Source organism: Streptomyces sp. NBC_01233 (assembly GCF_035989305.1).
Taxonomy (GTDB): Bacteria; Actinomycetota; Actinomycetes; order Streptomycetales; family Streptomycetaceae; genus Streptomyces.
In genome coordinates, this window is record NZ_CP108514.1 from 8,090,036 (window position 1) to 8,102,601 (window position 12,566).

The window sequence follows — 12,566 nt, forward strand, 5'->3', positions numbered from 1 at the left end:
CGCGGGTGGCTGAGTCAGGTGGAGTTGGTGTCTGGCCGTGTCCGGTCCGGGGGTGGCTGTGTTGATCCGGGTGTGACGAAGTCTTCCCGGTCCCCACGGCTGCGGACGGTGCGCCCGCGCATGGAATGTGTGGTCACCTCCGTGGTGGAGAAGCGTCTGGGCGCTCTGCCTGTCGCTGCCGAGTTTCTGCGCCGGCTTGATGTGGCCGGGACCGTCGACCGGCTGTGCCCGGGCCGCGACATCGCCCATGTGACGCACGGCCAGGTCATCGAGGTGCTGGTGGCCAACCGGCTGACCGCACCCGCACCCCTGTGGCGGGTGGACCGCTGGGCCCGGGAGTGGGCGGTGGAAGAAGTATTCGGAATTGAGGCGGAACTGCTCAACGACGACCGTCTGGGCCGGGCCCTGGACGCCATCGCCCCGCGGCTGAGAGAGCTCACCGACAGCATCGGGGCCCAGGCGATCGGCGAGTTCGGCATCGATGTGTCCACGTTCCACTGGGACATGACATCCATGTCGCTCTACGGCGCCTACCCGGCCGATGACCAGGACGAGGAGTATCCCCGCATCAGACACGGCCATCCCAAGGACCGCCGCTACGACCTCAAGCAGATCCAGACCGGCCTGGCGGTGACCGGCGACGGCGGTATCCCCCTGCTGTCCCGCGTCATCGACGGCGGAGCCGCGGAGATCTCCCAGATCACCGGCACCATGAACGCTCTGCGCGCGATGGCCGGACCGAAGAAGTTCCTGCTGATCGCCGACTCCAAGCTGATCTCATACGGCAACGTCACCGCCCTGATCGGGGCCGGGACCGATTTCATCGCCCCGGCCCCCGCTTCCAGGGTCGACGACGCCGTCTACGCCGCCCTCGACCTCGAGACGGCCACCGTCGTGGACTACACCCCCGCCCGCGACGAGAACACCCCCGCCGCAGCGCGTGAGACCTACCGGGTCCTGGAAGACATCCACCTTGTGACCGGGCCCCGCAAGAGCGATCCCCCGCTCCAGGTACGCCGGATCCTGGTGCACTCCACCGGCAACGCCAAAGGCCAGCAGCGGGCCCGCGAGAAACGCCTGGCCAAGGCCCGCGAAGACCTCGACAAGCTCCAGCACTCTGCCGGCGGCCGCTACTACAGCACCGCAGAGAAGATCGCCGCACGCCTCGGCGTGATCACCCGCACCCGCCGGGTCTCCGGCTGCCTGCACACCGAGATCACCACCGACGAAACCGGACGGCCCGCCCTGTCCTGGCACTTCGATCAGGACGTGCTCCAGGCCGAAGCCGCCGTCGACGGCTGGTACGCGCTGCTGGCCACCCTCACCCCCGAACAGGCCGATCCCGGCGAAGTACTACGCCGCCACAAAGGCCAGGGCACCGTCGAGCGCCGATACAGCGACTTCAAGGGCCCCCTGGCCGTCACCCCTGTCTTCGTGCAGGACAACAAACGCGTCGCCGCACTGATCACAGTGATCTGCCTGGCCCTGCTGCTGTTCTGCCTGATCGAACGCCAGGTCCGCCGAGCCCTCGGCGGCGACCAGAAGATGCAGGGGCTCTACCCCGGCAACCAGAGGGTGCGGCCCACCGGCCGGATGATCCTCTACCACCTGTCCGACCTGCGGCTACGGGTCGGCAGCGCCACCGACCCACCCGTCATCGCCATCACCCGGGGCATCCAGCTCCACCTCCTCGACCTCCTCGGCCTGGAACCCACACATCCCCGCTGGCCAGAGACCTGAACGAACTACCCGCGAAGTACAGAGCTAGACCGGACCGTCCGTACGGGAGAAGGCTCAGCGCGCGGAGCGCCGGGCCTTCTTCCGTTCGGCTTCCTGTTCGGCCTTCACCTCGCCCGCGTACCGGTCGACGTACTCCTGGCCGGACAGTTCGAGGATGGCGTACATGATCTCGTCGGTGACCGCCCGCAGGATCGCCCGCTCGCCCTCCATTCCGGCGTACCGGGAGAAGTCCAGCGGCCGGCCGAAGCGGATCGTCACCCGCCGGATGTTCGGGATCTTCTGCCCGGGCGGCTGGATCTCGAAGGTGCCGACCATCGCGCAGGGGATCACGGGCACCCCGGCGCCCAAGGCCATCGCGGCCACGCCCACCTTCCCCTTGTAGAGCCGCCCGTCGTGCGAGCGCGTCCCCTCCGGGTAGATGCCCAGCAGTTCGTCCTTGGCCAGCACCGCCAGTCCCTCGCGCAGCGCCGCCTGTCCGGCGTCCTTGCCCGACCGGTCCACCGGGATCTGTCCTGCGCTGCGGAAGAACGCGGCGGTGAGCCGGCCCTTGACGCCGGGCCCGGTGAAGTACTCGGCCTTCGCGAGGAAGGTGATCCGCCGCTTGAGGATCGCGGGCATGAGGAAGTGGTCGGAGAAGGACAGGTGGTTGCCCGCGACGATCGCGGCACCCTCCGCCGGGATGTTCTCCAGCCCCTCGATCCGGGGCCGGAACAGCAGCCGCAGCAGAGGACCGAGCAACACGTGCTTGAGCAAGTGGTAGAACACCAGGCCGCTCCCGTCGATATCCCGTTGTCACCGCCAGTTTACGGACGGTGAGCCACGGGCTGGAGGGGGCGGTGGGAACCTTCCTCAGCCATTGCGAGAGGCGGCCATCCCGGCGGTCAGCAGCCCCAGCACCACCCAGCCGAACCACAGCCAGCCGTTGCTGCCGAGGGCCACGGAGTACGTGGCAACGGCCACCAGTGCGGCGAAGGTCATGACGGCCATCGCCTTAACGGATCCGGTCATGCCCCATGGTGACGCGCGACAGTGCCGTTCCGCTACTGGCCACGCGCTTGGAGCGAGGCGAGATACGAGTTGTACGCCTCCAGCTCCTTGTCGCCGTTGCGGTCCTCGGCCCGGTCGGAGCGCCTCGCCGCCCGCTGCTCGGAGTGGTACCACTGGTAGACCAGCGCGATCAGGACCAGCACCGAGGGGATCTCGCTGAAGGCCCAGGCGATGCCGCCGCCCCACTGCTGGTCGAGCAGCGGGTCGATGCCGAGGGAGGCCGGCGGGTTCGCGTACGTCTTGATCATCGGCTGGCTCGCCATCATCAGGGCGATGCCGAAGAAGGCGTGGAAGGGCATGCCGGCGAAGAGCTCCAGCATCCGCATCACGTAACCCGGACGGTGCGGACCCGGGTCGATGCCCATGATCGGCCAGAAGAAGATGAGGCCGACGGCGAGGAAGTGGACCATCATCGCGATGTGCCCGGTGCGGCTCTCCATCAGGAAGTCGAAGAGCGGGGTGAAGTACAGGGCGTAGAGGCTCGCGATGAACATGGGGATCGTGAAGGCGGGGTGGGTGACCACCCGCATGTACCGGCTGTGCAGCAGCGCCAGCAGCAGCTCGCGCGGGCCCTTGTGGCCGCGGGCGGCGGGCGGCAGCGCGCGCAGCGCCAGCGTCACCGGTGCGCCCAGCAGCACCAGGATCGGGGTGACCATGCTGATCACCATGTGCTGGACCATGTGCACGCTGAACATGACCATGCCGTAGTCGTTCAGCTTGGTGCACATCACGAGGACCACGGTCAGCACGCCCGCGGTGAAGGCGATGGTCCGGCCCAGCGGCCAGGAGTCCCCGCGCCGGCGCAGCCGCAGCACGCCCCACGCGTACAGGGCGAGCCCCACCAGCGAGCCGATCAGGAAGAACGCGTCGAAGGAGAACTCCAGTCCGCGTCCGAGAGTGAAGGGCGGCAGGTCCATGTTCATGTCCATGCCGTGCCCGCTGTGATCCATCTCTTCACTCCCTTGACCGTGGCGCCCCACCACAGTAGTGCCGCCCCCGCACGCTCCTGCGCGCGGGGGCGGCCGTAACGGGCATACGGTTACAGAACCGTCTGGGCCTCGTCGTACCGCTGGGCAGGAACCGTCTTGAGGGTCGAGGTCGCCTCGGCGAGCGGCACCATCTCGATGTCCGTGCCGCGCAGCGCGGTCAGCATGCCGAACTCGCCGCGGTGCGCGGCCTCCACCGCGTGCCAGCCGAAGCGGGTGGCCAGGACCCGGTCGTACGCGGTGGGCGTGCCGCCGCGCTGGACGTGGCCCAGGATCACCGGCCGGGCCTCCTTGCCCAGGCGGTGCTCCAGCTCCACGGCGAGCCGGTTGCCGATGCCGGCGAACCGCTCGTGGCCGTACATGTCGACACCGCCCTCCGCCAGGTCCATCGACCCGGGGCGCGGCTTGGCGCCCTCGGCGACCACGACGATCGCGAACCGCTTGCCCGCGGAGAAGCGCTCGCCGACGATCGCCGTCAGCTCCTCGATGTCGAAGGGGCGCTCCGGTACGACGATCGCGTGCGCGCCCGCCGCCATGCCCGAGTGCAGGGCGATCCACCCGGTGTGGCGGCCCATGACCTCCACGACCATCACGCGCTGGTGGGACTCGGCGGTGGTCTTCAGGCGGTCCAGGGCCTCCGTGGCCACGCCGACGGCGGTGTCGAAGCCGAAGGTGACGTCGGTGGAGGCGATGTCGTTGTCGATGGTCTTCGGGACACCGACGATCGGCAGACCGGCCTGCGACAGCAGGTTCGCGGCCTTCAGGGTGCCCTCGCCGCCGATCGGGATGATCGCGTCGAGGCCGAGGTCGGCGACGTGCCCGCGGGCACGCTCCACGCCGTCGCGCAGGTGCGCGGGCTGGACCCGGGAGGAGCCGAGGATGGTGCCACCGCGGGCCAGGATGCCGGCGACGGCGTCGAGGTCGAGCTTGCGGTAGTCCGCCTCCAGCAGGCCCTTCCAGCCGTCGAGGAAGCCGATCACCTCGTCGCCGTGGTCGACGACGGCGCGGTGCACGACGGATCGGATGACGGCGTTGAGGCCGGGGCAGTCGCCACCGGAAGTGAGCACACCAATGCGCATGGCAGGGAGAGACCTTTGCAACGTGGGCCGGCGACCGGACCACGTCGTCCGGTTGGAACTACGGCCACCCTACAAGCGGTGGAGCAGTGGGCTGAACCATCCTCCACATGCTGGTCGCACTCGTCGTACGAAACCACGTCGGCCCGGTTCCCCCTAGGGAAAACCGGGCCGAACACATGATGGCGGGGCCGCCCCGATGAGCGGCCCGCAGGGCGCTACGCGGGCTGCGTGGCGGCCGCGATGCGCTCCGCGCGCAGCGCCTCGTACCACCGGTCGTCTATGGCCGGCAGCGCGTTCACGTCGAGGGCCAGCTTCAGCAGCAGGTCCGCGATCTGCGGGTTGCGGGCCATCACGGGGCCGTGCATGTACGTACCGAACACCGTGTCGTTGTACGCGCCCTCGGTGCCGTCGCCGGTGCCGTTGCCACGGCCCATCGTCACCCGCGCGAACGGCTTGGCCGTCGGGCCGAGGTGCGTGACGCCCTGGTGGTTCTCGAAGCCCGTCAGCTGCGGCAGGCCCAGGCGCGGGTCGATGTCGGCGAGGACGTCGCCGACGCACCGCTCGCCCTCACCGCGCAGGGTGACGACGTCCAGCAGGCCGAGGCCCTCCTGGCGCTGGCCCTGGTCGTTGACGAACTCCTTGCCGAGGATCTGGTACCCGGCGCAGACGGAGAAGACGATCGCCCCGTTCGAGACGGCGCGCTCCAGGCCGCCGTCGCGCAGCAGCCGCTCCGCGGCCAGGCGCTGCGGCCGGTCCTCGCCGCCGCCGATCAGGTAGATGTCGCCCGAGGTGGGGATCGGCTGGTCGCTGCGCACGTCCACGCGCTGCACGTCCAGGCCGCGCTGGCGGGCCCGGCGCTCCACGACGAGGGCGTTGCCCTGGTCTCCGTACGTGCTGAGCAGGTCGGGGTAGACCCACACCAGACGCAGGCTGTTGTCGCTCATGCTCTTGTCCTCTGCGTTTCTGACGGGCCTAGTTGCCGACGCGGCGGCGGACGTCCTGGAAGGCGGTGTAGTTGGCGATCAGCTCGATCTGGCCGGGCGGCGCGAGCTGCACGGCCTCGTCGAGGGTCTCGCACACCCGGAAGTCCAGGCCCGCGACCTCGAGCCGGACCGCGAGGTCCAGCTTGCGGTCACCGATCACGAAGATCGGGTGGCCGGCCAGGCGCGGGTAGTCCACGTCCCACAGCCAGGAGGTGTCGGTGCCGTCGGCGCCGCGCGCGTTCACCGAGAGGATCACCGGGGTCGGCGGCGGGTCGATCAGCGAAAACGTTTCGAGCCAGCCCGCCGGGTTCTTCGCGAGCAGCAGCCGCAGCTCACGGCCCTGGAAGGTCACCACGTCGTAGCGGCCGGCGACGGCCTGCACCTGGTACATCCGCTCCAGCGCAACCTGCGGCGGAACGCCGAAGACGGCGGCGACGGCGGCCGAGGTGGCGGCGTTGGCCTTGTTGGCGCGGCCCGGCAGCTGGAGGTGGATCGGCCAGGCCGAACCGTGCGGGTCCAGGACGTGGTCTCCGGAGAGCACCCAGGTCGGCGCCGGGCGGCGGAAGCCGCACTCGCCGCAGAACCAGTCGTCGCCCGGGCGCTGCATGACACCACCGCAGGAGGGGCACGACCAGGCGTCGTCCTTCCACTCCTGGCCGGCCGCGACCCACACCACGTTCTGCGAGGAGGAGGCGGACCAGACGATCAGCGGGTCGTCGCAGTTCGCGACGATGACCGCCTTGGATCCCTGGAGGCCCTCGCGCCACTTCTCCGCGAGCATGCGGGTCTCGGCGGCGCGGTCCAGCTGGTCGCGGGAGAGGTTGAGCAGGGCGATCACCTTGGGGGTGACGTCCCGGGCCACTCCGGCGAGGTACTTCTCGTCGACCTCGATGACGCCGTACTTGGCGTCCGAGCCGCCGGCCAGCGCCGAGGTGATGCCCGCCGGCATGTTGGCCCCGAGGGCGTTGGAGACGACGGGGCCGCTGGCCCGCAGGGCCTCGGCGATCAGCCGGGTCGTCGTGGTCTTGCCGTTCGTCGCGGAGACGAGGACGACGTCGAGGTGTTGCGCCAGCGCGGCGAGAAGATCGGGGTCGAGCCTGAGTGCGACCTTGCCTCCGATCACCGATCCGCTTCCGCGTCCCGCGGCCCGCGACACCGCCGCCGCGGCCTTGCCCGCCGTCACGGCCAGCTTGGCCCGCGGCGAAAGCGGCTCCGTGTTGCCTGCCATCGTCCCTTGTCCTCCTTGCGTCGGTCGGCCCCAGCCTATCCAGTACCGGCCGGAGCCTTGACCGCGGCGCCCCCGCCCCGTCGCGGATCTCCTCATATAGTCGCCCGTCGTAGGCTTACGGCCATGCGACAGCGCCCCATTCCCGGTACCACCGGCCTCGTCCGCACCATGAGCCTGCTGGGTGATCCGGTGCTCCACTCGGCCTGCGCGGAGGTCACCGAATTCGGACCGGACCTCGACCGGCTCATCGAGGACATGTTCGCGACGATGTACGCCGCGGAGGGCGTCGGCCTCGCCGCGAACCAGATCGGCGTCGGGAAGCGGGTCTTCGTCTACGACTGCCCCGACGACGAGGACGTCCGCCACGTCGGGCACATCGTCAACCCGCGGCTGGTGGAGGCCGACGGGGACGAGTTCCTCGGGCCCGAGGGCTGCCTGTCCCTGCCGGGGCTGGAGGCCGGGACGGCGCGCTTCGACCGGGCGGTCGTCGAGGGGGTCACCTCGGGCGGGGCGCCCGTACGGATCTCCGGTACGGGTTTCTTCGCCCGCTGCCTGCAGCACGAATGCGACCACCTCGACGGGACCGTGTACGCGGACCGCGTGAGCGGACTGCGGGCCCGTCGCCTGCGGCGGGCGATCCGCAAGGCCCCCTGGTCCGCCCTCTCGCTGCGGCTAGAAGATCACTGAAAATCTGGGTTCTGGCCTCGCGTGTGCTGACGCGGGGCCAGACTGCTGTGTATGCAGGGGGAATGGGATGGCGAGAGCGTCGGCGAGGACGTGTGGGAGACCTGCCGGGAGTTGATCCCGGCCGGGGGTGTGTTCGCGTTCCTGGCCGAGCACCGCGGGGTGCTGTTCCCCGGGTCGATGTTCGCGGACATGTACCCGTCCACGAACGGGCGGCCGTCGCTGCCGCCGCAGGTCCTGGCCGTGACGGTGGTGCTGCAGAGCCTGCACGGGCTCTCCGACTTCGAGGTCGTTCAGGAACTGCGCTGTGACCTGCGGTGGAAGGCCGCCTGCGGGCTCGGCTTGCACGACACTGCGTTCGATCCGTCCCTTCTGACCTACTTCCGCCGCCGCCTGCAGCGCTCCAGTGACCCGAACCGGCTGTTCCACAAGGTCAGAGAGGTCATCGCGGCCACCGGCGTCCTCAAAGGCAAGCAGCGCCGTGCCCTGGACTCCACCGTGTTGGATGACGCGGTCGCCACCCAGGACACCGTCACCCAGCTCATCGCCGCGATCCGCAGGGTCATCCGCGAGGTCCCCCACGCCGAGCGGACCGCCGCGACCTGGTGCACCGCCCACGACTACACCGACCCCGGCAAGCCGAAGATCGCGTGGAACGACGAGCAGGCCCGCACCCGCCTGGTCGACGCCCTGGTCACCGACGCACTGAACCTGCTGGGCCGCCTGCCCGAGCAGGAACTCGGGGAAGCCGCGGCGAACGCCGTCGGGCTGCTGGCCCTGGTCGCGGGCCAGGACGTGGAGCCCGCCGACGACTCCGACGGCCGCGACGGGCGCTGGCGCATCGCCCGGGGCACCGTCCGCGACCGCACCGTGTCCACGGTCGACCCCGAAGCCCGTCACATCCACAAGAACCGGACCCGCCACCAGGAAGGATTCCGCGCCCACGTGGCCTTCTAGCCCGAGGCGGGAGTGTTCACCGAGGTCGCGCTGACCGCCGGCAGCGGGGCCGGCAACCACGAGGCAGCCGTCGCCCGCGACCTCCTCGCCGACGAGGACGCGCCGGTCACCGCCCTGGGCGATGCCGCCTACGGCACCGGCGACCTGCGCGAACACCTCCAGGACCTGGGCCACGACCTGGTCCTGAAGCCCCCACCGCTCAAACCGGCGGTCCCCGGCGGGTTCACCGCCGATGAGTTCACCGTCGACACCGAACAGGGACACGTCACCTGCCCCGCCGGACACACCGCACGGCTCGGCCGGCCACTGGCCAACGGCGCACGCCAGGCCCAGTTCAAGAAACTGTGCGCCACCTGCCCGCTCAAGGACCGCTGCACCCGCTCCAAGACCGGCCGTGTCTTCAGCGTCCACGCCCAGTACGACCTGCTCAAAGCCGCCCGCGACCAGGCCGCCACCGACCCCCACTGGCAGGCCGAGTACCGCCGATGGCGACCACCGGTCGAGCGTGCCATCGCCTGGCTCGTCGCCAAAGGCAACCGCCGCGTCCCCTACCGAGGCGTCATCAAGAACAACACCTGGCTCCACAACCGCGCCGCCGCCCTCAACCTCCGCCGCCTGATCAACCTCGGACTCACCCGCACAGGCGGCACCTGGACGATCACCCCGGCCACCGCATAACGCGAGGAGCCACCCAGCCCAACACCGGACGGCCCCTCAGACAAGATTTTCAGGAGCGTTCTAGGCCCGCGCTTTCGGCTTCGCCGGGCCAAACCCAGCCCCGGCGAGGCCGGGCTTTCCCGGCCAAGGTCCAAGGGGACCCTGACGAGGCTGGTTTGGCCCGGCGGAGCCTGACGTGCCCTCGGGCGGAAAAGGGGGCGGCGGGTTCGTCAGAAGCCCGGGCCGTCCACGCGGTTGCCGGCGGAGGAGAGGCGGCCCCAGAGGAGGTCCGTGAGGCCCGCGACGAGCTCGGCGCGTTCGCAGGGCCGCTCGCCCAGCCACCAGTCGCCGGCCGCGTGCATCATGCCGACGATGCCGTGGCCCCAGACCCGGGCCAGCCGTTCGCCGCCGCGCCCGAGGTCCACCCGCTCGCCGATCACCTTGGCCAGTTCCTCGCCGAGCCGGCGCAGCAGCGGCGCCGAGTGGAGCCCGACGTCGAAGCCGCGCTCCGCGCTGTGGGAGTCCTCGGCCGGGTGCATGAGGAAGCGGTAGACCTGTGGGCGGGCCTCGATGGCGGCGAGATACGTGTCGAGGGTCGCCTCCACCCGGCGGCGGCGCTCGGCGGGGGCGTCGAGCGCGGCCCGCAGCGAATCGAGCAGGGCGTCGGTGTGGCGTACGGCGAGTGCCTGGTAGAGGCCCGCCTTGTCCCCGAAGTGCCGGTACAGGATGGGCTTGGTGATGCCGGCCTCCGCCGCGATGGCGTTCATGGAGGCCTTCGGGCCGTCCCTGAGCACGACCCGGTCGGCGGCTTCGAGCAGCTCCCGACGGCGGCGCTCGGCCGCTCCCGGTTCGCCGGCCTGCTGAGTGGTCTCCATGACGTGTTTCTCTCCCCGCCCTTGCGATGTGCCTGACGCCCACGCAACGTAACACCCGGTACACCCCGGCGATTGAATCGGTGGCCGTCCCGCCGGGTGCCGTTGTCCGGATCTTCCGTGCTTGACAGCCCTTACTCGCCGGTAACAGACTGTGGTCTTCGCGTAGGTTACCGCTAGTAACTTCCGCATGGACGAGTACAGACAGGTGGAGGGGACATGGCGGAGTTCACCATGGAGCTGAACGACGACCAGAAGCAGGTACGGGACTGGATCCACGGCTTCGCCGCCGACGTGATGCGCCCCGCGGCCGCCGAATGGGACGAGCGCGAAGAGACTCCCTGGCCCGTCATCCAGGAGGCCGCCAAGGTCGGCATCTACTCGCTGGACTTCTACGCCCAGCAGTTCTTCGACCCGACGGGCCTCGGCATCCCGATGGCCATGGAGGAGCTCTTCTGGGGCGACGCCGGCATCGCCCTGTCCATCGTCGGCACCGGACTCGCGGCCATCGGCGTCGTCGCCAACGGCACCGAGGAGCAGATCGGCACCTGGATCCCGCAGATGTACGGCACCCCGGACGACGTGAAGGTCGCCGCCTTCTGCTCCTCCGAGCCGGACGCCGGCTCCGACGTCGGCTCGATGCGCACCCGCGCGGTCTACGACCAGGCCAAGGACGAGTGGGTGCTGAGCGGCACCAAGACCTGGGCGACCAACGGCGGCATCGCCAACGTCCACATCGTCGTGGCCGTCGTCGACCCCGCGCTCGGCACCAAGGGGCACGCCTCCTTCATCGTGCCGCCGAACACCCCGGGGCTGTCCCAGGGCCAGAAGTTCAAGAAGCACGGCATCCGCGCCTCGCACACCGCCGAGGTGGTGCTGGAGGACGTACGGATCCCCGGCTCCTGCCTGCTCGGCGGCAAGGAGAAGCTGGACGAGCGGCTCGCGCGGGCCCACGAGCGCGCCCGCAGCGGCGGTGGGGAGCGCGTGAAGAACGCGGCCATGGCCACCTTCGAGGCCTCCCGGCCGGCGGTCGGCGCGATGGCCGTGGGCACGGCGCGCGCGGCGTACGAGGTCGCCCTCGACTACGCGAAGACCCGTACGCAGTTCGGCCGCCCGATCATCGACAACCAGGGCGTGGCCTTCCAGCTCGCCGACATGCGGACGCAGATCGACGCGGCCCGGCTGCTGGTGTGGCGGGCCTCCTGGATGGCGGCCGCGGGCCGGCCGTTCGACTCGGCCGAGGGTTCGATGTCGAAGCTGTTCGCGAGCGAGATGTCCAAGAAGGTCACCGCGCAGGCGGTCCAGATCCTCGGCGGCAACGGCTTCACCCGCGAGTACCCGGTGGAGCGCATGCACCGGGACAGCGCGATCTACACCATCTTCGAGGGGACCAGCGAGATCCAGCGGCTGGTGATCGCCCGCACGATCTCCGGCATGCCGATCCGCTAGGCGAGCGGCCCCGTACGGGGTGGGGGGCGCTGCCCCGCACCCCGCGCCTCAGCGCAGCGGCGTCAGGCAGTAGAGGGTGCCGTCGGGGCTGTACTCGGGGCGGGCCAGGTAGTCGCCGGAGGCGCAGGGCCCCGTGGCGGCCGTCGGCCGGCGCACCCGGTACTCGGCGGCCGGGGAGGCGCAGTCCGTGACGACGAGCTTCTGGTCCGTCCAGTCGCCCTTGTTGCGCACGCACTGCCCGGAGGTCAACGGGCGCGGCGTGTCGTCCCCGACCACCGCGCCGATCACGACCAGGGTCGGGACCGCGAGGAAGAGCAGCAGCAGCGGTACGAGGAAGAGCAGGACCGGCACCCGGCGCCACATCGGCCTGCCCGGGTCGAGCGCGGGCCGGAAGCCGCCCGTCGGGGGTGCGAGCCGGCGGAAGGCCGCTCGCGGGCCGAGGTTCATCAGCAGGGTCACCGGCGTGATGAAGAAGGAGAGCGGACCCCACCAGCCCTGCCACAGGGTGTCCGAGGACATGCGGCGGTAGGTGGCGAGTCCGCAGTCGCGGCAGAACGGCCCGCGCAGGCTCAGGGACCGCATCAGCACGATCATGCCCTGGTGGCCGCGTACGGTCGCGGGCGCGGCGGGCCAGGCCCCGCACAGGGTGCAGCCGTACCGGCCGGGCTGCGGATGGGCGCCGTACGCGCCGTACGCGCCGTACGGCTGGGCTCCCTGGTACGCGGGCCGGGCCGGGCCGGGCTGCTGCGGGACCGGCGGGACGGTCGGGGCGGGCGCGCTGTAGGGGTTGTGCGGGCCGTACGGGCCCCCGGCGCCCTGCTGCGGCGGTGGCGGAGTGGCCACGGAGATCTCCTCGGTCGCGTAGTGATCACCGGCGCGGTGAT

Annotated in this window: 11 protein-coding genes and 1 pseudogene; 4 read left to right on the top strand and 8 right to left on the bottom strand. The window is 70.6% G+C overall.

What is annotated here, in order from left to right:
- Positions 1-120 precede the first annotated feature (120 nt).
- Entirely contained in the window at positions 121-1,740 is a 1,620-nt protein-coding gene (locus OG332_RS37950; RefSeq protein ID WP_327412294.1) for an IS1634 family transposase, read from the top strand.
- A gap of 54 nt (positions 1,741-1,794) precedes the next feature.
- Here the strand turns inward: OG332_RS37950 and OG332_RS37955 are convergent, their stop codons facing one another.
- From OG332_RS37955 to OG332_RS37980, 6 genes are all read right to left on the bottom strand, one after another.
- The gene (locus OG332_RS37955; protein WP_327417682.1) at positions 1,795-2,505 is read right to left on the bottom strand and encodes a lysophospholipid acyltransferase family protein; all 711 of its coding nucleotides are present in this window, start codon (positions 2,503-2,505) and stop codon (positions 1,795-1,797) included.
- 84 nt (positions 2,506-2,589) lie between these two features.
- Positions 2,590-2,748, bottom strand: coding sequence for a hypothetical protein (locus OG332_RS37960; RefSeq protein ID WP_327417683.1), 159 nt, complete (start codon positions 2,746-2,748; stop codon positions 2,590-2,592).
- Between the two features lie 32 nt (positions 2,749-2,780).
- Complete coding sequence (locus tag OG332_RS37965) at positions 2,781-3,737, bottom strand: cytochrome c oxidase assembly protein (protein WP_327417684.1); 957 nt, start codon at positions 3,735-3,737, stop codon at positions 2,781-2,783.
- An 89-nt stretch (positions 3,738-3,826) separates the two neighbouring features.
- Positions 3,827-4,852, bottom strand: a complete 1,026-nt coding sequence (locus tag OG332_RS37970) for a 6-phosphofructokinase (protein ID WP_327417685.1) — start codon at positions 4,850-4,852, stop codon at positions 3,827-3,829.
- A 215-nt stretch (positions 4,853-5,067) separates the two neighbouring features.
- Positions 5,068-5,796: a type 1 glutamine amidotransferase gene (locus OG332_RS37975; protein WP_030841891.1), complete on the bottom strand. Its 729-nt coding sequence runs from the start codon at positions 5,794-5,796 to the stop codon at positions 5,068-5,070.
- Positions 5,797-5,824: 28 nt separating this feature from the next.
- Entirely contained in the window at positions 5,825-7,063 is a 1,239-nt protein-coding gene (locus tag OG332_RS37980; protein WP_327417686.1) for a MurT ligase domain-containing protein, read from the bottom strand.
- Positions 7,064-7,186: 123 nt separating this feature from the next.
- On the opposite strand from OG332_RS37980, the gene def reads away from it, so the two are divergent.
- Together def and OG332_RS37990 are read left to right on the top strand one after the other, a co-directional pair.
- The gene (gene def, locus OG332_RS37985; protein WP_327417687.1) at positions 7,187-7,750 is read left to right on the top strand and encodes a peptide deformylase; all 564 of its coding nucleotides are present in this window, start codon (positions 7,187-7,189) and stop codon (positions 7,748-7,750) included.
- Between the two features lie 51 nt (positions 7,751-7,801).
- Positions 7,802-9,382, top strand: a pseudogene (locus OG332_RS37990) (IS1182 family transposase).
- 209 nt (positions 9,383-9,591) lie between these two features.
- Here OG332_RS37990 and OG332_RS37995 read toward each other — a convergent pair.
- A complete protein-coding gene (locus tag OG332_RS37995) occupies positions 9,592-10,236 on the bottom strand; it encodes a TetR family transcriptional regulator (protein WP_327417688.1) in 645 nt (214 codons plus the stop codon).
- Positions 10,237-10,452: 216 nt separating this feature from the next.
- Between OG332_RS37995 and OG332_RS38000 the strand changes: the two genes are divergently transcribed.
- A complete protein-coding gene (locus tag OG332_RS38000; RefSeq protein ID WP_327417689.1) occupies positions 10,453-11,682 on the top strand; it encodes an acyl-CoA dehydrogenase family protein in 1,230 nt (409 codons plus the stop codon).
- Between the two features lie 48 nt (positions 11,683-11,730).
- Here OG332_RS38000 and OG332_RS38005 read toward each other — a convergent pair whose 3' ends face one another.
- Positions 11,731-12,525, bottom strand: a complete 795-nt coding sequence (locus tag OG332_RS38005; RefSeq protein ID WP_327417690.1) for an LppU/SCO3897 family protein — start codon at positions 12,523-12,525, stop codon at positions 11,731-11,733.
- Positions 12,526-12,566: the final 41 nt, after the last annotated feature.

Excerpts from the sequence above, each read along its gene's own strand:
- OG332_RS37950 (WP_327412294.1), top strand. The coding sequence starts at position 121 with ATGGAATGTGTGGTCACCTCCGTGGTGGAGAAGCGTCTGGGCGCTCTG.
- OG332_RS37960 (WP_327417683.1), bottom strand. The coding sequence starts at position 2,748 with ATGACCGGATCCGTTAAGGCGATGGCCGTCATGACCTTCGCCGCACTG.
- OG332_RS37965 (WP_327417684.1), bottom strand. The coding sequence starts at position 3,737 with ATGGATCACAGCGGGCACGGCATGGACATGAACATGGACCTGCCGCCC.
- OG332_RS37970 (WP_327417685.1), bottom strand. The coding sequence starts at position 4,852 with ATGCGCATTGGTGTGCTCACTTCCGGTGGCGACTGCCCCGGCCTCAAC.
- OG332_RS37975 (WP_030841891.1), bottom strand. The coding sequence starts at position 5,796 with ATGAGCGACAACAGCCTGCGTCTGGTGTGGGTCTACCCCGACCTGCTC.
- OG332_RS37980 (WP_327417686.1), bottom strand. The coding sequence starts at position 7,063 with ATGGCAGGCAACACGGAGCCGCTTTCGCCGCGGGCCAAGCTGGCCGTG.
- def (WP_327417687.1), top strand. The coding sequence starts at position 7,187 with ATGCGACAGCGCCCCATTCCCGGTACCACCGGCCTCGTCCGCACCATG.
- OG332_RS37995 (WP_327417688.1), bottom strand. The coding sequence starts at position 10,236 with ATGGAGACCACTCAGCAGGCCGGCGAACCGGGAGCGGCCGAGCGCCGC.
- OG332_RS38000 (WP_327417689.1), top strand. The coding sequence starts at position 10,453 with ATGGCGGAGTTCACCATGGAGCTGAACGACGACCAGAAGCAGGTACGG.